This window comes from Janthinobacterium sp. UMAB-60, assembly GCF_900095235.1.
Classification (GTDB): domain Bacteria; phylum Pseudomonadota; class Gammaproteobacteria; order Burkholderiales; family Burkholderiaceae_D; genus Janthinobacterium.
Genome location: NZ_LT607495.1, coordinates 108,058 through 129,308 on the forward strand (window position 1 = coordinate 108,058; position 21,251 = coordinate 129,308).

The 21,251-nt window shown below is 61.9% G+C and carries 22 protein-coding genes; 21 read left to right on the forward strand and 1 reads right to left on the reverse strand.

Annotated features, from left to right (window positions below; all coding sequences use genetic code 11):
- The first annotated feature begins 30 nt into the window (after window positions 1-30).
- The 21 genes from K0F86_RS21090 (at window position 31) to K0F86_RS21190 (ending at window position 20,673) form a co-directional block, all read left to right on the forward strand.
- Complete coding sequence (locus tag K0F86_RS21090; RefSeq protein WP_219136155.1) at window positions 31-975, forward strand: Tim44 domain-containing protein; 945 nt, start codon at window positions 31-33, stop codon at window positions 973-975.
- Window positions 976-1,127: 152 nt separating this feature from the next.
- Window positions 1,128-1,766, forward strand: coding sequence for an SCP2 domain-containing protein (locus K0F86_RS21095; protein ID WP_257572282.1), 639 nt, complete (start codon window positions 1,128-1,130; stop codon window positions 1,764-1,766).
- A complete protein-coding gene (gene ubiB / locus K0F86_RS21100) occupies window positions 1,763-3,334 on the forward strand; it encodes a ubiquinone biosynthesis regulatory protein kinase UbiB (RefSeq protein ID WP_219136156.1) in 1,572 nt (523 codons plus the stop codon). Before K0F86_RS21095 ends, ubiB begins: the two co-directional genes overlap by 4 nt.
- Before the next feature lie 19 nt (window positions 3,335-3,353).
- Entirely contained in the window at window positions 3,354-3,956 is a 603-nt protein-coding gene (locus tag K0F86_RS21105) for a methyltransferase (protein WP_219136157.1), read from the forward strand.
- Window positions 3,957-4,046: 90 nt separating this feature from the next.
- Window positions 4,047-4,355, forward strand: a complete 309-nt coding sequence (locus K0F86_RS21110; protein WP_219136158.1) for an FmdB family zinc ribbon protein — start codon at window positions 4,047-4,049, stop codon at window positions 4,353-4,355.
- A gap of 40 nt (window positions 4,356-4,395) precedes the next feature.
- Entirely contained in the window at window positions 4,396-5,037 is a 642-nt protein-coding gene (locus K0F86_RS21115; RefSeq protein WP_219136159.1) for a DUF502 domain-containing protein, read from the forward strand.
- Between the two features lie 63 nt (window positions 5,038-5,100).
- The gene (gene aspS / locus K0F86_RS21120; RefSeq protein ID WP_168208495.1) at window positions 5,101-6,903 is read left to right on the forward strand and encodes an aspartate--tRNA ligase; all 1,803 of its coding nucleotides are present in this window, start codon (window positions 5,101-5,103) and stop codon (window positions 6,901-6,903) included.
- Between the two features lie 85 nt (window positions 6,904-6,988).
- The gene (nudB, locus tag K0F86_RS21125; protein ID WP_219136160.1) at window positions 6,989-7,453 is read left to right on the forward strand and encodes a dihydroneopterin triphosphate diphosphatase; all 465 of its coding nucleotides are present in this window, start codon (window positions 6,989-6,991) and stop codon (window positions 7,451-7,453) included.
- 19 nt (window positions 7,454-7,472) lie between these two features.
- Window positions 7,473-7,766, forward strand: coding sequence for a hypothetical protein (locus tag K0F86_RS21130; RefSeq protein ID WP_219136161.1), 294 nt, complete (start codon window positions 7,473-7,475; stop codon window positions 7,764-7,766).
- A 97-nt stretch (window positions 7,767-7,863) separates the two neighbouring features.
- On the forward strand, window positions 7,864-8,685 hold the full coding sequence (locus tag K0F86_RS21135) for an endonuclease/exonuclease/phosphatase family protein (protein ID WP_071079700.1): 822 nt from the start codon (window positions 7,864-7,866) through the stop codon (window positions 8,683-8,685).
- A 9-nt stretch (window positions 8,686-8,694) separates the two neighbouring features.
- Window positions 8,695-9,858: a cardiolipin synthase ClsB gene (gene clsB, locus K0F86_RS21140; protein ID WP_219136162.1), complete on the forward strand. Its 1,164-nt coding sequence runs from the start codon at window positions 8,695-8,697 to the stop codon at window positions 9,856-9,858.
- Entirely contained in the window at window positions 9,855-10,244 is a 390-nt protein-coding gene (locus tag K0F86_RS21145) for an RNA-binding S4 domain-containing protein (RefSeq protein ID WP_096233566.1), read from the forward strand. The genes clsB and K0F86_RS21145 overlap by 4 nt, the downstream gene beginning before the upstream one ends.
- A 258-nt stretch (window positions 10,245-10,502) precedes the next feature.
- Window positions 10,503-11,105: a TetR/AcrR family transcriptional regulator gene (locus tag K0F86_RS21150; protein WP_071079697.1), complete on the forward strand. Its 603-nt coding sequence runs from the start codon at window positions 10,503-10,505 to the stop codon at window positions 11,103-11,105.
- Between the two features lie 80 nt (window positions 11,106-11,185).
- Window positions 11,186-12,976, forward strand: coding sequence for an acyl-CoA dehydrogenase C-terminal domain-containing protein (locus tag K0F86_RS21155; RefSeq protein WP_099760869.1), 1,791 nt, complete (start codon window positions 11,186-11,188; stop codon window positions 12,974-12,976).
- A gap of 14 nt (window positions 12,977-12,990) precedes the next feature.
- The gene (locus K0F86_RS21160; protein ID WP_219136163.1) at window positions 12,991-15,390 is read left to right on the forward strand and encodes a 3-hydroxyacyl-CoA dehydrogenase/enoyl-CoA hydratase family protein; all 2,400 of its coding nucleotides are present in this window, start codon (window positions 12,991-12,993) and stop codon (window positions 15,388-15,390) included.
- An 11-nt stretch (window positions 15,391-15,401) separates the two neighbouring features.
- Window positions 15,402-15,899 (forward strand): PaaI family thioesterase, encoded by a 498-nt coding sequence (locus tag K0F86_RS21165; RefSeq protein WP_257572283.1) that lies wholly within the window; start codon window positions 15,402-15,404, stop codon window positions 15,897-15,899.
- A gap of 60 nt (window positions 15,900-15,959) precedes the next feature.
- Window positions 15,960-17,156, forward strand: a complete 1,197-nt coding sequence (locus K0F86_RS21170) for an acetyl-CoA C-acyltransferase (protein WP_071079694.1) — start codon at window positions 15,960-15,962, stop codon at window positions 17,154-17,156.
- 72 nt (window positions 17,157-17,228) lie between these two features.
- Entirely contained in the window at window positions 17,229-18,008 is a 780-nt protein-coding gene (locus tag K0F86_RS21175; RefSeq protein ID WP_219136164.1) for an enoyl-CoA hydratase, read from the forward strand.
- A 122-nt stretch (window positions 18,009-18,130) separates the two neighbouring features.
- A complete protein-coding gene (locus K0F86_RS21180; RefSeq protein WP_219136165.1) occupies window positions 18,131-18,733 on the forward strand; it encodes a TetR/AcrR family transcriptional regulator in 603 nt (200 codons plus the stop codon).
- Window positions 18,734-18,815: 82 nt separating this feature from the next.
- On the forward strand, window positions 18,816-19,973 hold the full coding sequence (locus tag K0F86_RS21185) for an iron-containing alcohol dehydrogenase (protein ID WP_219136166.1): 1,158 nt from the start codon (window positions 18,816-18,818) through the stop codon (window positions 19,971-19,973).
- A 22-nt stretch (window positions 19,974-19,995) separates the two neighbouring features.
- Complete coding sequence (locus K0F86_RS21190) at window positions 19,996-20,673, forward strand: type 1 glutamine amidotransferase domain-containing protein (RefSeq protein WP_219136167.1); 678 nt, start codon at window positions 19,996-19,998, stop codon at window positions 20,671-20,673.
- A gap of 7 nt (window positions 20,674-20,680) precedes the next feature.
- On the opposite strand, the gene K0F86_RS27675 is transcribed toward K0F86_RS21190, so the two are convergent.
- Complete coding sequence (locus tag K0F86_RS27675; RefSeq protein ID WP_257572284.1) at window positions 20,681-21,232, reverse strand: TetR/AcrR family transcriptional regulator; 552 nt, start codon at window positions 21,230-21,232, stop codon at window positions 20,681-20,683.
- Between the last annotated feature and the right edge of the window lie 19 nt (window positions 21,233-21,251).

Sequence of the window (21,251 nt, forward strand, 5' to 3'; positions counted from 1 at the left end):
CTCACCAAGCCGGTGATTTTAGGAGATGGAATGAAATTGAAGAAATTTATGGTCGGCATGATGCTGGCCGCGACCACGGTATCCATGCTGGGCGAGGCGCTGGCCCGTCCGATGGGCGGTGGCCGCTCGTTTGGCCGCCAATCGCAAAACGTGGGCCGTCAAGCGCCCGCACCGGCGCCGACCCCGGCTCCGGCTGCCGCGCCACGTCAGGCGCAACCTGCGCCAGCGCCTGCACCGGCACCCGCCGCCAAGGCGCCGAGCCGCTGGAAGGGGCTATTGGGCGGCGCACTGCTGGGCCTGGGCCTGGGCGCGCTGCTGTCGCATTTCGGCCTGGGCGGCGCCCTGGCCAGCATGATCAGTACCCTGCTGATGGTGGCTTTGCTGGCTGGCGTGGCCTTCTTCATCTACCGCATGGTGCGCGGCAAGCGTGACGGCAACACCAGCGGCAATGCGCCGTTCGCGGGTTTTGGCGGCAACCAGCCTGCGCCAGCGGGCAACGTGCCCGACATCGGTTCGGGCATTCCACCGCTGCCGCCGTTGCAGCCCGCCTCGTCCGGCGTCGGCCTGGACAAGCCAGCAGAGGTTGCCGCGCCATGGGGCGTGCCAGGCGACTTCGACAAGGAAGCCTTCCTGCGCCATGCGAAAAGCAATTTCATTCGCCTGCAAGCGGCCTGGGACAAGGCCGACGTCAACGATATCCGCGAATTCACGTCGCCGGAAGTGTATGGGGAACTGCGCATGCAGATCCAGGAACGGGGCGCGCAGCCGGACTTTACCGATGTCGTCACCATCGATGCCGAACTGCTCGGTATCGAGACGAGCGTCAACGACTACCTGGCCAGCGTGAAGTTTACGGGTCTGATCCGTTCGGCGCCGGGCGCGGCAGCCGAGCCGTTCGCGGAAGTGTGGAATATGTCGAAACCCGTCAGCGGCAACAGCGGCTGGGTCTTGGCAGGCATTCAGCAATTGAATTAATTGTCAAAACTTGCTGAATAATGGCTTAAGTTCATGCGCAATGCATGATGCTTGACAGATATTTCCTGCTGAACTGGTAAGATCGAAACCGCCCACGTTGTTTTACGGGCGGTTTTTTCTTTTTAGGGGCGCGCGCGGCGCGCAGTATATAAATGGCACCACTTTCCGATCTCTCCCTGATGACGCCCGTCATCGCGACCATCAACCATTTGCTGGCGCAGGAGCCGTGGGCGCGCCAGCAGCTGGCCGTGCACGCCGGCAAGCTGGCCTGCATCGATACGGGCGCCGTGGCCTTGCGCCTGCGCGTCGACAGCGCCGGCATGCTGGAAACGGCGCCGGCCGACATGCCGGCCAACGTCACCATCCGCGTGAAATTGTCCGATGTGCCGCTGATCCTGCAAAACCGCGAGCGGGCGTTTTCGTATGTGAAAATCGAAGGCGATGCCGAGTTTGCCAATGCGATTTCGCAATTGAGCAAGGGTTTGCGCTGGGAAGCCGAGCACGACCTGGAAAAAGTCGTCGGTCCCATGCTGGCCACGCGCCTTGTTTCCGGCGCGAAGGATGCCGTCGCCTTCGTGCGCACGGGCCAGCAAAAGCTGGCGGAAAACGTGGCCGAATATTTTCTCGACGAACAGCCCATGCTGATCCGTCCTGCCACCCTGCAAGAGTATTCCGCTGGCGTGACGCGCGTGCGCGATGATGTCGAACGCCTGGCCAAGCGCCTTGCCCGGCTGGAAAAGGCGGCCGCCGCCGTCCAGCCGCAGTCCTCCTCACCGGATTTGTCTACATGATATTGAAATTTCTGCGCCTGTTTAAAATCATCCGTGTTTCCATCAAGTACGGTCTGGATGAGATAGCGATTTCTGGTCTGCAAGTTCCCCGCACCGCCAAATTGATCGACACCCTGATTTTCTGGCGCGACCTGTCGTCGCCACGGGGCATGCGCCTGCGCCTGGCGCTGGAAGAGCTGGGCCCCATTTTCGTCAAATTCGGGCAGGTACTGTCGACGCGGCGCGATCTGATGCCGCCCGACATCGCCGAAGAACTTGCGCGCCTGCAAGATCGCGTGCCGCCGTTCGATTCCGACCTGGCCATCGCGCAAATCGTCAAGTCACTGGGCGCGCATCCGGATCAGTTGTTTGCCCACTTCGAGCGCGAGCCGGTGGCGTCCGCCTCGATTGCCCAGGTGCACTTCGCCACCCTGAAAGATGGCCGCGAAGTGGCCGTGAAGGTCTTGCGTCCAGGCATGAAAAAGCTGATCGACGAAGACGTGGCCCTGATGCACATCGCGGCCGACTGGACCAGCCGCCTGTGGGCCGACAGCAAGCGCCTGAAACCGAAAGAGGTGGTGGGCGAGTTCGACAAATACCTGCACGACGAGCTGGACCTGATGCGCGAGGCGGCCAACGCCAGCCAGCTGCGCCGCAACTTCGCCAATTCGGACTTGCTGATGGTGCCGGAAATGCACTGGGATTATTGCTCCAGCAGCGTCATCGTCATGGAACGCATGGTGGGCATTCCCGTGTCGCAGATCGACCGCCTGGTGGCGGCCGGCGTGGATTTGCGCAAACTCTCCAGCGATGGCGTGGAGATTTTCTTCACGCAAGTGTTCCGCGACGGCTTTTTCCATGCGGATATGCATCCGGGCAATATTCTCGTGTCGATCGCGCCCGAATCGTTCGGCCGCTACATCGCGCTGGACTTCGGCATCGTGGGAACGTTGAACGATTACGACAAGGATTATCTGTCGCAAAACTTCCTCGCCTTCTTCCGCCGCGACTACAAACGCGTGGCCGAGGCGCACATCGAATCGGGCTGGGCGCCGAAAGACACGCGCGTCGATGAACTGGAAGCGGCCGTGCGCGCCTGCTGCGAACCGATCTTCGACCGTCCGCTGAAAGATATTTCTTTTGGGCAAGTGTTGCTGCGTCTGTTCCAGACCTCGCGCCGCTTCAACGTGGAAGTGCAGCCGCAGCTGGTGCTGCTGCAAAAGACCTTGCTCAATATCGAAGGCCTGGGCCGCCAGCTCGATCCGGAACTGGATCTGTGGCAAACGGCCAAGCCGTATCTGGAAAAATGGATGAGCAACCAGGTGGGGCCGCAAGGTTTCATGGAACGCCTGCGCGCCGAGGCGCCCCGTTATGCGCACATCTTCCCGCAACTGCCTCGCTTGTTGCACCAGGCCTTGACCGTGCATGGCGAACCGCGTGAAAACGACGTGGAACTGATGAAAACCTTGCTGGCGGAACAACGCCAGACGAACCGCTTGCTGAGCTTTATCGTGTACTTCGTGGGCGCCTTCGCGCTCGGCGCGCTGGGCTTGCAAGTGTTCATGCGCTGGCATCAACTGCCGTTTTAACTCGCTGAGGACGTAAGTGATGGCTGACTTCCATACCCGCGATCCGCTCTCGCCCGCCTTCTGGGACGAGCGTTTCGAGAAGCAATTTACACCCTGGGACCAGGGCGGTGTGCCTGCGCGTTTGCGCCGCTTCGTTGCCGACAGTCCGGCGCCGCTGCGCTGCCTGATTCCCGGCTGCGGCTCGGCCTATGAACTGGTCTTCATGCTCGATCACGGCTGGGATGCCACTGCCATCGATTTTTCGCCGGCCGCCGTGGCCGCCGCGCGCGCTGTCGTCGGTGCGCGGGCAGGGCAGGTGGTGCAAGCCGATTTCTTTGCCTGGCAACCCGCAGCGCCGCTGGACCTGATCTATGAACGGGCTTTCCTGTGCGCCATGCCGCGCGCCATGTGGCCGCAAGTGGCGGCCCGCTGGGCGCAGCTACTGGCGCCGGGCGCCATGCTGGCCGGCTACTTTTTCTTTGATGACAATGCCAAGGGGCCGCCATTTGGCATATCGCGTGAGACACTGCAGGAATTGCTGGCGCGGCATTTCGACTGCCTGGCCGATGAAGCCGTCGATGATTCCATCGCCGTCTTCGCCGGCAAGGAGCGCTGGATGAGCTGGCGCCGCCGGGCGGACTGAGGCGGCAACGGTCGCGGCCGGGCATTTTCCGCTGAGAATGGCGGAAAAGCTTTATAATTCAGGGTTTTTGATGATTTTCTCGGAGTAGAGATGCCGATTTATGCTTACCGTTGTGACGAGTGTGGTTTTGCCAAGGACGTCTTGCAAAAGATCTCCGATCCAGTACTGACGGTGTGCCTGTCGTGCGGCAAGCCCAGTTTCAAGAAACAATTGACGGCCGCCGGTTTCCAATTGAAGGGCACTGGCTGGTACGCGACCGATTTCCGCGGCGGCACGGCGCCCACCACGGCCATTCCGACGGGCCCGGCCGATGGCGCCAAGCCCGCCCCGGCCGCCGAGAGCGCGCCTGCCGCGGCAGCTGCGTCCGCCCCGGCTGCCGCTGCGCCGAAAGCGGACTGAAAAGCGCGCCGCGCCGATACGTTCCATTACCGAGAAACCGATGCGTAAATACTTTATTACCGGATTACTGATTTTGGTACCCCTGGCCATTACGGCCTGGGTGCTGAATCTGGTGATCAGCACGATGGACCAGTCGCTGTTGCTGGTGCCCGGCAGTACGAAGCCCAGCATATGGTTCGGCCACCAGGTTCCCGCGCTGAACAGCATTCCAGGCCTGGGCACGGTATTGACGGTACTGATCGTGTTCTTCACGGGCTTGTTGACGAATAACCTGGTCGGCAATTACGTGGTGAAACTGTGGGAAAAATTGCTGCAACGTATACCCATCGTCAATTCCCTGTATTCCAGCGTCAAGCAAGTGTCCGATACCTTGTTTTCCCCGTCGGGCAATGCCTTCCGCAAGGCCGTGCTGGTGCCGTATCCGCACCAGAATTCCTGGACCATCGCTTTCCTGACGGGCGTGCCGGGCGGCGATGCGGCAAACCACCTGGTGGGCGACTATGTCAGCGTGTACGTGCCGACGACGCCGAATCCGACGTCAGGCTTTTTCCTGATGATGAAACGCAGCGATGTCGTCGAACTCGACATGAGCGTCGATGCGGCGCTCAAATATATCGTCTCGATGGGCGTGGTAGCGCCTGCGGAAGTTGTTGCTGTACCGGCCCCGGCAGCCAAAGAATAAAGGCAGGCGTCCCACGCGGGACGTGGCCGGATTGAACACTCACTAACCTGAACTGAGAATTTTATGTCTATGCGTACTGAATACTGCGGCCTCGTCACCGAAGCCATGCTGGGACAAACCGTCAGCCTGTGCGGCTGGGTACATCGCCGCCGCGACCACGGCAGCCTGATTTTCATCGACTTGCGCGACCGTGAAGGCCTGGTGCAAATCGTCTGCAACCCGGAACAAGCGGAGATGTTCAAGGTCGCCGAAGCCGTGCGCAATGAATTCTGCCTGCGCGTGACGGGCGTCGTGACGAACCGTATCGAAGGCACCATCAACAACAACCTGAAATCGGGCAAGATCGAAGTGGTCTGCTCGGAACTGGAAGTGCTGAACCCGTCCGTGCCCGTGCCGTTCCAGCTCGATGACGACAACCTGTCGGAAACGACGCGTCTGACGCACCGCGTGCTGGACCTGCGCCGCCCGCAAATGCAGAACAACCTGCGCCTGCGCTACAAGGTGACGATGGAAGTGCGCAAGTACCTCGACGCGCTGGGCTTCATCGACATCGAAACGCCGATGCTGACCAAGTCCACGCCAGAAGGCGCGCGCGATTACCTGGTGCCGTCGCGCGTGAACGCGGGCAGCTTCTTCGCCTTGCCGCAATCGCCACAGTTGTTCAAGCAACTGTTGATGGTCGCTAACTTCGACCGTTACTACCAGATCACCAAGTGCTTCCGCGACGAAGACTTGCGCGCTGACCGCCAGCCAGAATTCACGCAGATCGATTGCGAAACCTCGTTCCTGACGGAACAGGAAATCCGCGACCTGTTCGAAGACATGATCCGCGTCGTGTTCAAGAACACGCTGAACATCGACTTGCCGAACCCGTTCCCGGTGATGGATTTCGCCGAAGCGATGGGCCTGTATGGGTCCGACAAGCCGGACATGCGCGTCAAGCTGGCCTTCACGGACTTGACCGAAATCATGAAGACGGTCGAATTCAAGGTCTTCAACGGCGCCGCCAACATGAAAGGCGGCCGCGTGGTGGCCCTGCGCGTGCCGCAAGGCGGCAGCATGCCCCGTTCGGAAATCGACGCTTACACGCAATTTGTCGCCATCTACGGCGCCAAGGGCCTCGCTTACATCAAGGTCAACGAGAAAGCCAAGGGTCCTGAAGGCTTGCAGTCGCCGATCGTCAAGTTCCTGCCTGCCGACGTGCTGGCCACGATCCTCGAGCAGACGGGCGCGCAAGACGGCGACCTGATCTTCTTCGGCGCGGACAAGGCCAAGGTCGTCAACGACGCCATCGGCGCGCTGCGCGTGAAAATCGGTCACAGCGAATTCGGCAAGAAAGCCGGCCTGTTCGAAGACGTATGGAAGCCATTGTGGGTGGTCGACTTCCCGATGTTCGAACACGACGAAGAAGCGGACCGCTGGACGGCGACCCACCATCCATTCACGGCGCCGAAAGACGGCCATGAAGACATGCTGGAAACCAATCCGGGCGCCTGCATCGCCAAGGCCTACGACATGGTCTTGAACGGCTGGGAACTGGGTGGCGGTTCGATCCGTATCCACCGCGAAGAAGTGCAAAGCAAGGTCTTCCGCGCATTGAAAATCGATGCCGAAGAAGCGCAGCTGAAGTTCGGCTTCCTGCTTGACGCCCTGCAATACGGCGCGCCACCGCATGGCGGCCTGGCATTCGGCCTGGACCGTATCGTGACCATGATGACGGGTTCCGATTCGATCCGCGACGTGATCGCCTTCCCGAAAACCCAGCGCGCCCAGTGTCTGCTGACACAAGCGCCGTCGGAAGTGGACGAGAAGCAACTGCGCGAGCTGCATATCCGTTTGCGCGGCGCCGAGCCAAAAGTAGCGTAATGCGGCATGCGGCCGCTGCGGCGGCCGCTGTTTGATAATGCTATGCAAAAAGAGGCGCTGACGAGGCGCCTTTTTCATTGTTGATATGAACCATAAAATTCCCGTTTCCGTGCTGGTCGTCATTCATACGGCTGATCTGGACGTCTTGCTGATCGAGCGCGCGGGCCAGCCTGGTTTCTGGCAATCGGTGACCGGTTCCGTCGACGCCGTCGACGAGCCGCTGCTGCAGACGGCCGCGCGCGAATTGTGCGAGGAGACCGGCATCGTTGCCGATGGACACGATATCGTGCTGCGCGACTGGAACTTGTCGAATGTGTACGAGATCTATCCCATCTGGCGCCACCGCTATGCGCCCGGCGTGACGCGCAACACGGAACACGTGTTCAGCGTGCAAGTGCCGCGCGATACGGTGATTACGCTGAGTCCCCGCGAACACTTGCAATACGCGTGGCTGCCGTATCTGGCGGCGGCCGACCGCTGTTTCTCGTCGTCCAACGCGGAAGCGATTTTGCAATTGCCGGCCATGACGGGCCTGGCGCGTCCCACCTGATTCCCTTAGAAAGCCTTCCATGTTGAACTGGTTTAATCTCTCCCTGCAACAAAAACTGGCCGGCACATTCTGCCTGGCGCTGTGCCTGGTCGTGATTATGGCGGCCAGCCTGTACACGCCGCCCGAACGCACGCCGCCGGTCGGCTTGCCGCTGATGGCGATCGGCTGGCTGCTGCATCCGGGCGCCTTTGCCAAGGGCAAGCGCACCGTGGCATGGCGCGGCGCACCGTTGCTGGTCAAGGTAGTGTGGGCCGCCGGGATCGCGGCAGCTGGCGTCAGCGTCGCCAGCGGCCTGGCGCGCATGTTTGCCTGAGCCTGGCGATGCCGATGGCGAGCCAATCCAGGAATTAGGTGCGCACGCGCACCTACGCAGGCGCCGCGCGGGGCCTGTCTGGGAGTAGAATCAAGGCATGAAAATCCGCGTAGCAACTTATAATATCCACAAAGGTGTCTCCTCCGTGCGGGGCTTGCCCAGGGTGCACGCCTTGAAGCAGGCGATCGCTCTCTTCAATGCCGATGTCGTCTTTTTGCAGGAAGTGCAAGGCAAGCATGACCGCAATGCGGCCCGCTATGGCGCCGAGAACAACGGCCACAAGCATTGGCCGGAAGCGTCGCAGCATGAATTTTTTGCCGGCGCCGAGCACCATTCCGCGTATGGCATGAATGCCGTGTACGACCATGGCCACCACGGCAACGCCTTGCTGAGCAAGTTTCCCATCGCCTCACAAACCAACCACGACGTGTCCGACCATGCCTACGAGCAGCGCGGCATCCTGCATTGCGTGCTCAAGACGCCGCAGGCCGACGTGCACTGTTATGTCGTGCACCTGGGCCTGTTCGAATCGGGAAGGGGCCGCCAGACGCAGGCGCTGATCGACGCCGTCCTGGAATCGGCGCCGAATGGCGAGCCCGTCATCATCGCGGGCGACTTCAACGACTGGCGCAACACGCTCAGCGACAAGCTGCGCAATGCGCTCGGTGTGGTGGAGGTATTCGACCAGCGCGCGTCGAACTCGGCCCTGGGCGACCTGGTGCGCACCCTGGCGCGACGCCAGACGAAAACACCGGTCCCCGTACCGGCGCGCACCTTTCCCGCCGCCTTGCCGTGGTTCCGCCTGGACCGCATCTATGTGCGCGGTTTCCACGTGGAAGGCGCGCAAGTGATGCATGGCACCCTGTGGGCAAAACTGTCGGACCACGCGCCGATCGTTGCCGCTTTGAAACTCGCGTAGACTGCCGGCATGCGCACAGTCAATTTCATCGCCCACAACGACATCCAGCTGCTGTATTGCGGCACCGATTACTTTCCCGCATTGATAGCCGCCATCGACGGCGCGCGTTCGGAAGTGTATTTCGAAACGTATATCTTTGCCGATGACGCCACGGGCACTCTGGTGCTCGACGCGCTCAAGCGTGCCGCCGCGCGCGGCGTGCTGGTGTGCATGATCACGGACTGGTTCGGCACGGGCAATCGCCGTGTGAAAGCCATGCATGCGCAGCTGGAAGCGGCTGGCGTGCACCACCGCATCTTCAACCCCTGGTTTCGGCGCGGCATCACGCGCACGCACCGCAAGATTTGCGTCGCCGATGGAGAAATTGCCCTGGTGGGCGGCATCAATATCAACGACGACATGTTTTGCGACTACGACCACAGCATCAGCCTGGAAGCGCCGCGCTGGGACTTTGCCGTGCAGGTGAAGGGCCCGCTGGTCGACGCCATCCACGAGGAAGTGCAGGCGCAGTGGGCGCGCTTGGGCAAGATGAACCTGGTGCGGCGTATCAAGCTGTACCGCAAGATGCGCGTGGTCAGCAAGGAGTTGGCGAAGAACCCCGTCGTGGCCGGTTTTGTCGTGCGCGACAACCTGCGCAACCGCCGCACCATCCAGCGCGCCTACCTGCAGGCGCTGGGCCAGGCGAGGAAAAGCGTGATGCTGGCCAACCCGTATTTCGCGCCCGGGCACAAGCTGCGCCACGCCCTGGCCCAGGCAGCCCAGCGGGGCGTCGACGTGGTCTTGCTGATCGGCGTGGGCGAGTTCCGCATGCAAGATGCCGTGGCGCACTCGTTTTATCCGAAACTGCTGGCTGCAGGCGTGAAAATCGTCGAATACCGCAAGACGCAGCTGCACGCCAAGGTGGCCGTGGTCGACGATGACTGGGCGACGGTCGGTTCGAGCAATATTGACGCGCTGAGCCTGTTCCTCAACCAGGAAGCGAACGTCGTCATCAAGGACGTGGCGTTCGCGCAAAGCCTGCGCCAGCACATCGAGCAGGGCGTGGCCGACGGCATCGTGATTCACCAGGACGATTTCAAGCACATCGGCCGTATCCGGCGCATTGGCTATGAAGCCGCCTTCCTCGTGTACCGGCTGGTGATGCGCATTTTTTCAGTAGGCAAGTACGCATGAACGAGATGACAACGGTAAGGCTGGACAAATGGTTGTGGGCGGCGCGCTTCTTCAAGACGCGTTCCTTGGCCAGCGAGGCCGTCGACACGGGTAAAGTCAAAGTGGGCGGCGAGCGCGTAAAACCGGCGCGCAGCCTGCGCGTGGGCGACGAGCTGGCCATCGACAATGGCGCGGAAACGTGGGAAGTGGCCGTGCTGGGCCTGTCCGACAAGCGCGGCGCGGCGCCCGTGGCGCGTCTGCTGTACGGAGAAACACCGGCCAGCATCGCCCGCCGCGAGCAACTGGCGGAGGAGCGCAAGCTGTTCCGCGAGCCGGGCACCACCATCAAGGGGCGGCCGACCAAGCGCGACCGCCGTCAATTGAGCAAGGCAGGCGGCCTCGACTGAAGCGCGCTTGTTGCTGTCAGGCAATGGCGCACACCGCTTTTGCCCGCCTGAAATCGCTACAAACACGCGGCCAAAAAATGCTGCGCTGCACCAATAGAACACCGGCTCTAAAGTTCCCGTTTGACTTTTACGTGGTAGTGGATAATAGTACGAGCGTTCGGATTTTTTCGAAGCGTGCTTTTTTTTACCCTCGCTTCAGTCCGCCAAATCGGCAACATCACTTTTAGAACGGACCTCTTGAATACTTCAGTCAAATTCATGCGCAAGGGCGAACTGACCCGTGCAGCCATCCTCGACGTGGCGCTGGACTTGTCCAGCCGCGACGGCCTGGAAGGCCTGACCATTGGGCTGCTTGCGGACAAAATGAACATGAGCAAGTCGGGCGTGTTTGCCCACTTCGGCTCGCGCGAAGACTTGCAGATGGAAGTGCTGAAGCTCTACCACTATCGTTTCGAGCAAGAAGTTTTTTTCCCCAGCATGAAAGAGCCACGCGGCATCCAGCGCCTGCAATCGATGTTTGCGCGCTGGGTCAAGCGGGTCAGCGTGGAAATCGCTTCCGGCTGCATCTATATCAGCGGCGCCGTCGAGTATGACGACCGTCCCGGCCCCATCCGCGACTCCCTGGTGGCCATGGTACGGGCCTGGCAGGGTGCGCTGCTGCGCTGTGTCGAGCAATCGATCGCCACGGGCGACCTGAAAGCGGACACGGACGCCCAGCAGCTGGTGTACGAGATGTATGGCCTGATCCTGGCCCTGCACCACGATGCGCGCTTCCTGCGCGTGCCGGGCAGCATCGAACGGGCGCAGGCAGGATTTGTCCGCTTGCTGGCGTCGTACCAGAATTCCGTCACAAGCAAATAAGCCGTCAGGCAGTATCCGCAGCAACGCACACGCAGTTCACAAGTACAACACTTTAGCTAAACGCCTTCAGGAGAAAAATTATGGGTCAATACGTCGCGCCAATCCGGGATATGCAATTCGTTCTGCATGAGTTCCTGCAAGTGGAAGAAGAACTGAAGCAAATGCCGTCGTACGCCGACGTCGACGCCGATATCATCAACCAGGTACTGGAAGAGGGCGGCAAGTTCACCTCCGAAGTGTTGTTCCCGCTGAATCACTCCGGCGACCGCGAAGGCTGCCACCACGATCCCGTCACGAAAAGCGTGACCACGCCTAAAGGCTTTAAAGAAGCCTACAAGCAGTACGTCGAAGGCGGCTGGGCGGCATTGGCTTGCGATCCGCAATACGGCGGCCAGGGTTTGCCTGTCGTGCTGAACAATTCGTTCTATGAAATGCTGAACTCGTCGAACCAGGCCTGGTCCATGTACCCGGGCTTGTCGCACGGCGCCTACGAGTGCCTGAAGGAACACGGTACCGACCACCAGAAGGAAGTGTATCTGCCGAAACTGGTGTCGGGCGAATGGACGGGCACCATGTGCCTGACCGAACCGCACTGCGGCACCGACCTGGGCCTGCTGCGCTCGAAGGCGCTGCCTGAGGCAGACGGTTCCTGGACCATCACCGGCAACAAGATCTTCATCTCGGCCGGCGAGCACGACATGGCGGAAAACATCCTGCACCTGGTGCTGGCCCGCGTGCCGGACGCACCGGAAGGCTCGAAAGGCATTTCGCTGTTCCTGGTACCGAAATTCCTGCCGAACGCGGACGGTACGGTCGGTGAGCGCAACCCGATCACCTGCGGCGCCATCGAAGAAAAAATGGGCATCCACGGCAATTCGACCTGCCAGATGAACCTGGACGGCGCGAAAGGCTGGATCATCGGCCAGCCGAACAAGGGCCTCAACGCCATGTTCGTCTTCATGAACGCGGCCCGCCTGGGCGTGGGCATGCAGTCGCTGGGCCTGACGGAAATCGCCTACCAGAACGCGCTGATCTACGCCAAGGACCGCACGCAAATGCGTTCGCTGTCCGGCATCAAGAACCCGGAACTGCCGGCCGACCGCATCATCGTGCACCCTGACGTGCGCCGCATGCTGTTGACGGGCAAAGCCTACGCCGAAGGCGCGCGCGCTTTCACTTCCTACGTGGCGCTGCAGATCGACCGCGAACTGCACCACCCGGACGCCGACGTGCGCAAGGAAGCCGCCGACGAAGTGGCGCTGCTGACCCCTGTCATCAAGGCCTTCATTACCGACAACGCCTGGATCGCCACTTCGGAAGCGATGCAAGTGTTCGGCGGCCACGGTTACATCTCGGAGTGGGGCATGGAGCAGTATGTGCGTGACGCGCGCATCAACATGATCTACGAAGGCACGAACACGATCCAGTCGCTGGACCTGCTGGGCCGCAAGATCCTCGGCGACAACGGCGCCAAGCTGCGCAAGTTCGGCGAAAAGATCAAGGCGTTTGTCGAAGACAATGGCACCGATGAAGCGATGAGCGAATTCGTCACCCCACTGGGCGACCTGGGCGACAAAGTCACCAAGCTGACCATGGAAATCGGCATGAAAGCCTTCCAGAATCCTGACGAAGTGGGCGCGGCATGCGTGCCTTACCTGCGTGTCGTCGGCCACATGATCTACAGCTATTTGTTCGCGCAGATGGCCAAGATCGCCCTCGAAAAAGAGTCCAGCGGCGACAAGTTCTATACCGCCAAACTGGCTACCGCACGTTTCTACTTCGCCCGCTTGCAGCCTGAAACGGCAACCCTGATCCGTCAGGCGCGTTCCGGTTCGGCCAACCTGATGGCACTCGACGCAGACCTGTTCTAAGACTTGAGGAAAATATGACCAATTTCATCGTTAAAAAAGTAGCCGTCCTCGGCGCCGGCGTGATGGGCGCGCAGATCGCCGCCCATTGCATCAACGCGAAAGTGCCGGTCGTGCTGTTCGACCTGCCAGCGAAGGAAGGACCAAAGAATGGCATCGTGCTGCGCGCCATCGAGAACCTGAAAAAACTGTCGCCTGCCCCGCTGGGCAACAAGGATGACGCCGCGCTGATCCAGGTAGCCAATTACGAAGACAATCTGGACCTGCTGGCCGGTTGCGACCTGATCATCGAAGCCATCGCCGAGCGCATGGACTGGAAACACGACCTGTACCAAAAGGTCGCGCCGCACATCGGCCCGAACGCGATCTTCGCCTCGAACACCTCGGGCCTGTCGATCACCAAGCTGGCCGAAGGCTTTGACGCCGACCTGAAATCGCGCTACTGCGGCGTGCACTTCTTCAACCCGCCGCGCTATATGCACCTGGTCGAAATCATCCCGACCGAGTTCACCAAGCCCGAGATCGCCGACCAGCTGGAAGGCTTCCTGACCACCACCCTGGGCAAGGGCGTGGTCCGCGCCAAGGACACGCCGAACTTCATCGCCAACCGCGTTGGCGTGTTCGGCATCCTGGCCATCGTGCACGAAGCGGAAAAATTCGGCCTGTCCGTGGACGTCGTCGATGACCTGACCGGCTCCAAGCTGGGCCGCGCCAAGTCGGGCACCTTCCGCACGGCGGACGTGGTCGGTCTGGACACCATGGGCCATGTGATCAAGACCATGCAGGACTACCTGCCGAACGATCCATTCGCCGCCGTCTACAAGACGCCGGCCGTGCTGGCGCAACTGGTGGAAAAAGGCGCGCTGGGCCAGAAGAGCGGCGCGGGCTTCTACAAGAAGGTCGGCAAGGAGATTCAACGCCTCGATTTCGCCACCGGTGAATACGTCGCCGGCGGCGCCAAGGCCGCCGACATCATCGCCCGCATCCTGAAGGAAAAGGATCCGGTCAAGAAGATGAAGGCGCTGCGCGAATCGACGAACCCGCAAGGCCAGTTCCTGTGGGCGATCTTCCGCGACGCTTTCCACTACATCGCCGTTCACCTCGACACCGTGGCCGACAATGCGCGCGACATCGACTTCGCCATGCGCTGGGGCTTCGGCTGGAACGTCGGTCCGTTTGAAACGTGGCAGGCATCGAACTGGCTGCAAGTGGCCAACTGGGTCAAGGAAGACATCGACGCCGGCCACGCGCTGTGCAACGCACCGTTGCCAGCCTGGGTATTCGAAGGTCCGGTCGCTGAAAAAGGCGGCGTGCATACGCCGGAAGGTTCGTATTCCGCCGCGTCGAACAGCTTCGTGCCCCGCTCTAACCTGTCCGTGTACGACCGCCAGCAGTTCCGCGCGCCAGTCCTGGGTAGCGGCGCCATCGACGGCAAGACCGCCGGCACCACCGTCTTCGAAGACGAATCCGTGCGCGTCTGGCATACGGGCGACGATGTATTGATCATCTCGTTCAAGACCAAGATGCACGTGATCGGCGAAGGCGTCATCAACGGCCTGAAACTGGCATTGGCCGAAGCCGAGAAGAACTTCAAAGGGCTGGTCATCTGGCACGCCGACGCAGCCGAAGGCGGTGCCTTCTCGGCCGGCGCCGACCTGCAATCGGCCCTGCCGGCCTTCATGCAAGGCGGCGTGAAAGCCGTCGATCCGATCATCGCCGAACTGCAAAACACCTTCATGTCGCTGAAATACGCGAACGTGCCGGTGATCGCCGCGGTCGCTGGCCTGGCCCTGGGCGGCGGTTGCGAGCTGGCGCTGCACTCCTCGAAGCGCGTGGCCTCGATCGAGTCCTACATCGGTCTGGTGGAAGTGGGCGTGGGCCTGATTCCAGCCGGCGGCGGCTTGAAGGAAGCGGCGCAGCGCGCCTACAAGGAAGCCAAGGGTAACGATATCCTGCAATTCCTGAAAACGGGCTTCACCAATGCGGCCACCGCCAATGTGTCGAAATCGGCGCTGGAAGCGAAGAAAATGGGCTACCTGAAAGAAGACGACGTGATCGTGTTCAACGCCTACGAGCTGCTGCACGTGGCCAAGGTCGAAGCGCGCGCCATGTTCGACGCGGGCTTCCGTCCGGCGCTTCCTTCGCTGATCCAGGTCACGGGCCGTTACGGCTGGGGCACCATCAAGGCGCAGCTGGTCAACATGCGCGACGGCGGCTTCATTTCGGCGCACGATTTCAAGCTGGGCGAAATGATCGCCGAGATCGTATCGGGCGGCGACGTGGACCAGGGCAGTTTCGTCAGCGAACAGTGGCTGCTGGATATGGAACGCAAGGCATTCCTGGAGCTGTTGAACCATCCGAAAACCCAGGAACGGATCATGGGCATGATGCAAACCGGTAAGCCGGTACGCAACTAAGCACAACGTCGATGACGATCCTGTCCCTTGTTTTTAAAGTACTGCTGCGCGTGAGGCCAAGCATGGTGTATGACCGTATCAAACAACAGATGATGGACACCTTGCCCTTCGTGCGGCTGCTGGGGATCAGCATCGACGAGATCGGCGCCGGCACCTCCAGGGTGTCGATGCCGGAAGATCCAAAACTGAATAATCACCTGGGCACGCAGCATGCGGGCGCCTTGTTTACCCTGGCCGAAACGGCGTCCGGCGCGGCCATGGCTGGCGGTTTCGCCGAGCTGATACTGGGCTTGCGCCCGGTGGCCAAGGAGTCGCGCATCGCCTACCAGAAGCTGGCCCGGGGCGCGACGCGCGCCGAAGGCCGGGTGCCGGGCGACCTGGCGGCCTTGAAGGCGCAGCTGGCGCAGGATGGCAAGGTGGCGTTTCCCGTGGCAGTCGATATCTTCGACTCCGAAGGCACGCTGGCGGCACAGGTGACGGTGGACTGGTATTTGTCGCAGAAGCGATAGACCAGCATCCCGGACATTCGACAGAACACGAACCTCGTTCAACATCTTTGAAAGAATAAAATGAGCAAACAACTTCAAGACGCCTACATCGTCTCTGCAACCCGCACCCCGATCGGCAAGGCACCGCGCGGCATGTTCAGAAACACCCGCCCGGACGACCTGCTGGTGCGCGTGCTGCAATCGGCCCTGGCGCAAGCGCCTGGCCTCGACCCGGCGCTGATCACCGACGCCATCATCGGCTGCTCGTTCCCGGAAGCGGAACAAGGTTTTAATATTGCGCGTAACTCGGTGCTGCTGGCCGGCTTGCCGAAAACCGTGGGCGGCGTCACCGTCAACCGCTACTGCGCTTCGGGCATCACGGCCATCGCCATGGCGGCCGACCGCATCCGCGTGGGCGAAGCCGACGTGATGATCGCCGGCGGCATCGAATCGATGTCGATGGTGCCGATGATGGGCCATCACCCATCGATGAACCTGGACATGTTCAGCGACGAGAACATCGGCATGGCCTACGGCATGGGCCTGACGGCCGAAAAAGTGGCGCAGCAATGGAAAGTGTCGCGCGAACAGCAGGACGCGTTCTCCGTTGAATCGCACCGCCGCGCCATCGCCGCGCAGCAAGCCGGTTTCTTCAAGGCCGAAACCACGCCAGTTGAAATCATCACGCGCACGCCGAACCTGGCCACCGGCCAGGTTGATGTGAGCCGCCGCACGGTCGACACCGACGAAGGCGCGCGCGCCGATTCGACGATGGAGTCGCTGGGCAAACTGAAACCCGTGTTTGCCGCCAAGGGCACCGTCACGGCCGCCAACAGCTCGCAGATGTCCGACGGTGCCGGTGCGCTGCTGATCGTCAGCGAGAAGATTTTGCGCGAGCATAACCTGACCCCGCTGGCGAAATTCTCCTCGTTCGCCGTGCGCGGCGTGCCGCCGGAAATCATGGGCATCGGTCCGAAATTCGCCATTCCCGCAGCGTGCGCCGCCGCCGGCATCACGCAAGACCAGCTGGACTGGATCGAGCTGAACGAAGCATTTGCCGCGCAAGCCCTGGCCGTCATCGGCGACCTGGGCCTGGACCCATCGAAGGTCAACCCGATGGGCGGCGCGATCGCCCTGGGCCACCCGCTGGGCGCCACCGGTGCCATCCGCGCCGCTACCGTGATCCACGCGCTGCAGCGCACCAAGCAGAAGTACGGCATGGTCACGATGTGCGTGGGCGCCGGCATGGGCGCGGCAGGTATTTTCGAACGCGTATAAATCTGGCTGAGTAAGCAATACAACAGGGCGCTGCGGGATTACCCCGGCGCCCTTTATCTTTTTGGAGACGACATGGATATTTTGTGCAGCACGAGCGAGGGCATCCTGACCCTGGAATTCAACCGCCTGGAACGCAAGAATGCGATCACGGGCGCCATGTACCAGACCCTGGCCGATGCGCTGGTGGCGGCCGAGACGGACGACGCCGTGCGCGCCATCCTGATCTGCGGCAAGCGCGAGATTTTCACGGCCGGCAACGACCTCGATGACTTCATGAAGACGGCGCGCCCGAAGGATGGCTCGCTCGACCATGACCGTCCCGTGTTCCAGTTCATGCGCGCGCTGTACGGCAGCAGCAAGCCCGTGGTGGCGGCCGTCTCCGGCCCCGCCATCGGCATCGGCACGACCTTGTTGATGCACTGTGACCTCGTCTACGCGGCCGACAATGCCAGTTTCTCGATGCCGTTTACGCAGCTGGGCCTGTGCCCCGAATTCGGTTCCAGCCTGCTGCTCACGCAACTGGCCGGCTACCCGCGCGCGGCGGAAAAGCTGATGCTGGGCGAGTCCTTCCCGGCCAGCGAAGCGCTGGAAATGGGCCTGGTGTCGAAAGTCGTGCCCCTGTACGACCTGATGACGTTCGCGCAAGGGCAGGCCGCCAAGCTGGTGGCCCTGCCAGCGGCCTCGATCCGCGCCACCAAGCGCCTGATGAAGCAAAGCCGCATGGAGCCGATGAAGGCGGCCATCGCGGACGAAAACAAACTGTTCAGCGCCATGCTGGGCGGCGCCGAAGCGAAGGAAGCGTTTACGGCCTTCTTTGAAAAGCGGAAGCCCGATTTCAAGAAGTTTGCATAGGTTCCAGTAAGCAAACCCAAATGCGGCACTGCCGGGGTCGGACCCTCAGGGTCCGACCCCAGAATTTGCTTCTCGGGTTTACTCACGCTAGACGACTGGTCTAATTGTGCTACAATCAGCGCATGAAAGCTGAATACACCGACGTGCGCCAGCACATTATCGACCAGGGCAAGGCCATCATCACGCGCAAGGGCTTCGCCGGCGTGGGGCTGAACGAGATTTTGTCGGCCGCCGATGTGCCCAAGGGATCGTTCTACCATTACTTCAAGTCCAAGGAATTGTTTGGCGAGGCGATGCTGGAAGATTACGTCACCGGCTACCTGGCCGGGATGGAAGACGTGCTGGACCAGCCGGGCCAGAGCGCGGCGCAGTCGCTGATGGCGTATTGGGCCAGCTGGACCAGCGAGAGTCTCGATGGCAGCGGCTGCGACTGCCGCTGCCTGGTGGTCAAGCTCAGCAGCGAAGTGGCGGACATGTCCGAACCGATGCGCGTGGCGCTGCTCGACGGCACCCACCGCATCATCGCCAGGCTGGCCCTGGCCATCGCTCGGGGCAGGGTGGACGATTCGCTGCCATCGGTGGCCGATCCGGTGCAAATGGCCGCCACCTTGTACCAGCTGTGGCTGGGCGCGGCCATGCTGACCAAGCTGCGGCGCGACGCCAGCGCCTTGCAAACGGCCTGGCGGGCGACCCTGGCCATGCTGCAGCTGTCGCCGGATCAATAAGGGCGCCAGATACGCGGATGACAGACATCCGCGTTTTTTTGAACCGCATTCTAGACGACCAGTCTAATAATAAAGGAGCAGCATGAAGAATTTTGAATTCCACAACCCGACCCGTATCGTCTTCGGTACCGACACGGTAGACAAATTGTCCACCCTCGTGCCGCACGATGCGCGCGTGCTGATCTTGTACGGCGGCGCCAGCGCGGAAAAGACGGGCACCCTGGCCGAAGTGCGAACTGCGCTGGGCCAGCGCACGGTGCGGGAGTTTGGCGGCATCGAACCCAATCCCAGCTATGAGACCCTGATGCGCGCCGTGGCCCAGGTGCGCGGCGAGAAACTGGACTTCCTGCTGGCCGTCGGTGGCGGCTCCGTTATCGATGGCACCAAGTTCGTCGCCGCCGCCGCCCTGTACGACGGCGAGCCGTGGGAAATCGCCGAGCGCGGCGGCGCCAATGTGCAGCGCGCCCTGCCGTTCGGCACGGTGCTGACCTTGCCGGCCACGGGGTCGGAAATGAACAGCGGCGGCGTGGTGACGAAAAAAGCCACGCATGACAAGCTGAGTTTCCGCAACCCGCTGTTGTACCCGCAGTTTTCCGTGCTCGACCCCAGTAAAACGTTTACCTTGCCGGCCACGCAGGTGGCCAATGGCCTGGTCGACGCCTTTGTCCACACGACGGAACAGTATCTGACCTATCCGGCGCAGGCGAAGGTGCAGGACCGCTTTGCCGAAGGCTTGCTGCAAACGCTGGTCGAGATCGCCCCGCAGGCGATCGCCGTGCCCGACGATTACGCTACCCGCGCCAACCTGATGTGGACGGCCACCCTGGCCCTGAATGGCCTGATCGGCGCCGGCGTGCCGCAGGACTGGGCCACTCACATGATCGGCCACGAACTGACGGCCCTGTACGACATCGACCACGCCCGCACCCTGGCCCTGGTGCTGCCCGCACTGCTGGACGTGCAGCGCGAACAGAAACGCGGCAAATTGCTACAGTATGGCGAACGTGTCTGGAATATCACGCAGGGCAGCGACGACGAGCGCATCGACATGGCCATCGCCCGCACCCGCGCCTTCTTTGAAGGCCTGGGCATCCCGACCCGTTTGTCCGCTTACCAGCTGGGCCAGGAAGCGGTGGAAGCGGTACTGAAACAATTGGAAGCACACGGCATGACCTCGCTCGGCGAACACCGCGATATCGACCTCGCGCGCAGTCGCCGTATCCTCGAAGCAGCACTGTAACCCTGACATAAAAGGAAACAATATGAACATCCTGATGGTACTGACCTCGCACGATCAACTGGGCGACACGGGCAAGAAAACCGGCTTCTGGCTGGAAGAATTCGCCGCGCCCTACTATGCCTTGCAGGAAGCGGGCGCCAAGCTGACGGTGGTTTCGCCCAACGGCGGCCAGCCGCCGCTGGACCCTAAAAGCGACGAACCCGACTCGCAAACGGACGCCACGCGCCGCTTCAAGCAGGACGCCGCTGCGCAAGCCGTGCTGGCCAACACGGGCAAGCTGGCCGACGTGAAGGCGGCTGACTTTGACGCCGTGTTTTACCCGGGCGGCCATGGTCCGCTGTGGGACCTGGCCGAAGACCCGCACTCGATCGCGCTGATCGAGCAGATGATCGCCGCCGGCAAGCCCGTCGCCGCCGTCTGCCACGCGCCGGGCGTGCTGCGCCACGTGAAGGCGGAGGATGGCACGCCGCTGGTGCGCGGCAAGCAGGTGACGGGCTTTACGAATACCGAGGAAGACGCCGTCGGTTTGACGGCCATCGTGCCTTTCCTGGTCGAGGACATGCTCAAGCAAAACGGCGGCATTTACTCGAAGCTGGGCGACTGGCAGCCGTACGCGGTCACCGATGGCTTGCTGGTCACGGGCCAGAATCCCGCGTCGTCGGAAGCGGCCGCGCAGGCGCTGCTCAAGCTGCTGGCCTGATGCCAGGCTAGTGCCCGGCGGTCATGCCCGCCAGGATCAGGCCGACCGAGGCGTGCCATTGCGTCGCGCTGGCCGGCCTGCCCGCCAGCGCATAGCCGTGTAAAAAATCGACGAGCGCATCGCGCCCGCGCAGCCGGGTTTTTTTGTCCAGCGCAAGGCCCTCCACGGCCAGCTCGAACAGTGCCGTAAACCGCTCGGCGACATCGGCTTGCTGTACCAGCCCGCGCGCCATCAGGCGCACGAAATACGGCGTGGCGCTGACCAGTTCCAGGTATAGCGCGCACAGCGCGAGCACTCGCCGCGGTGGCGCCTGGCGCCGTGTAAACGGCGGCTGCCGCGGATCGAGCGCGGCAAAACGCTGCGCCATCAACGCCAGCAATAACTCCTCTTTTCCCGCATAGTAGTGATACAGGGCCATGGCATCGACGCCCAGGCTTTGCGCCAGCGCGCGCATGGAAAAGGCCTCGCCTTGCTCTTCCAGCAGGGCCAGGGCCGCCTGCAGGATGCTGGCGCTGTCCAGCGCGGGCGCGGCGCGGCGCGGACGACCCGCGCGGCGCATGGGATTTTCAATAGCTTGA

Bases quoted from the DNA above. Each gene is read 5' to 3' on its own strand.
- K0F86_RS21165 (WP_257572283.1), top strand. From the start codon at position 15,402: ATGACGATCCTGTCCCTTGTTTTTAAAGTACTGCTGCGCGTGAGGCCA.
- K0F86_RS21170 (WP_071079694.1), top strand. From the start codon at position 15,960: ATGAGCAAACAACTTCAAGACGCCTACATCGTCTCTGCAACCCGCACC.
- K0F86_RS21105 (WP_219136157.1), top strand. From the start codon at position 3,354: ATGGCTGACTTCCATACCCGCGATCCGCTCTCGCCCGCCTTCTGGGAC.
- K0F86_RS21130 (WP_219136161.1), top strand. From the start codon at position 7,473: ATGTTGAACTGGTTTAATCTCTCCCTGCAACAAAAACTGGCCGGCACA.
- K0F86_RS21155 (WP_099760869.1), top strand. From the start codon at position 11,186: ATGGGTCAATACGTCGCGCCAATCCGGGATATGCAATTCGTTCTGCAT.
- ubiB (WP_219136156.1), top strand. From the start codon at position 1,763: ATGATATTGAAATTTCTGCGCCTGTTTAAAATCATCCGTGTTTCCATC.
- K0F86_RS21190 (WP_219136167.1), top strand. From the start codon at position 19,996: ATGAACATCCTGATGGTACTGACCTCGCACGATCAACTGGGCGACACG.
- K0F86_RS21090 (WP_219136155.1), top strand. From the start codon at position 31: ATGAAATTGAAGAAATTTATGGTCGGCATGATGCTGGCCGCGACCACG.
- nudB (WP_219136160.1), top strand. From the start codon at position 6,989: ATGAACCATAAAATTCCCGTTTCCGTGCTGGTCGTCATTCATACGGCT.
- K0F86_RS21185 (WP_219136166.1), top strand. From the start codon at position 18,816: ATGAAGAATTTTGAATTCCACAACCCGACCCGTATCGTCTTCGGTACC.
- K0F86_RS21110 (WP_219136158.1), top strand. From the start codon at position 4,047: ATGCCGATTTATGCTTACCGTTGTGACGAGTGTGGTTTTGCCAAGGAC.
- K0F86_RS21150 (WP_071079697.1), top strand. From the start codon at position 10,503: ATGCGCAAGGGCGAACTGACCCGTGCAGCCATCCTCGACGTGGCGCTG.
- K0F86_RS21095 (WP_257572282.1), top strand. From the start codon at position 1,128: ATGGCACCACTTTCCGATCTCTCCCTGATGACGCCCGTCATCGCGACC.
- K0F86_RS21115 (WP_219136159.1), top strand. From the start codon at position 4,396: ATGCGTAAATACTTTATTACCGGATTACTGATTTTGGTACCCCTGGCC.
- K0F86_RS21160 (WP_219136163.1), top strand. From the start codon at position 12,991: ATGACCAATTTCATCGTTAAAAAAGTAGCCGTCCTCGGCGCCGGCGTG.
- K0F86_RS21145 (WP_096233566.1), top strand. From the start codon at position 9,855: ATGAACGAGATGACAACGGTAAGGCTGGACAAATGGTTGTGGGCGGCG.
- K0F86_RS21180 (WP_219136165.1), top strand. From the start codon at position 18,131: ATGAAAGCTGAATACACCGACGTGCGCCAGCACATTATCGACCAGGGC.
- aspS (WP_168208495.1), top strand. From the start codon at position 5,101: ATGTCTATGCGTACTGAATACTGCGGCCTCGTCACCGAAGCCATGCTG.
- clsB (WP_219136162.1), top strand. From the start codon at position 8,695: ATGCGCACAGTCAATTTCATCGCCCACAACGACATCCAGCTGCTGTAT.
- K0F86_RS21135 (WP_071079700.1), top strand. From the start codon at position 7,864: ATGAAAATCCGCGTAGCAACTTATAATATCCACAAAGGTGTCTCCTCC.
- K0F86_RS27675 (WP_257572284.1), bottom strand. From the start codon at position 21,232: ATGCGCCGCGCGGGTCGTCCGCGCCGCGCCGCGCCCGCGCTGGACAGC.
- K0F86_RS21175 (WP_219136164.1), top strand. From the start codon at position 17,229: ATGGATATTTTGTGCAGCACGAGCGAGGGCATCCTGACCCTGGAATTC.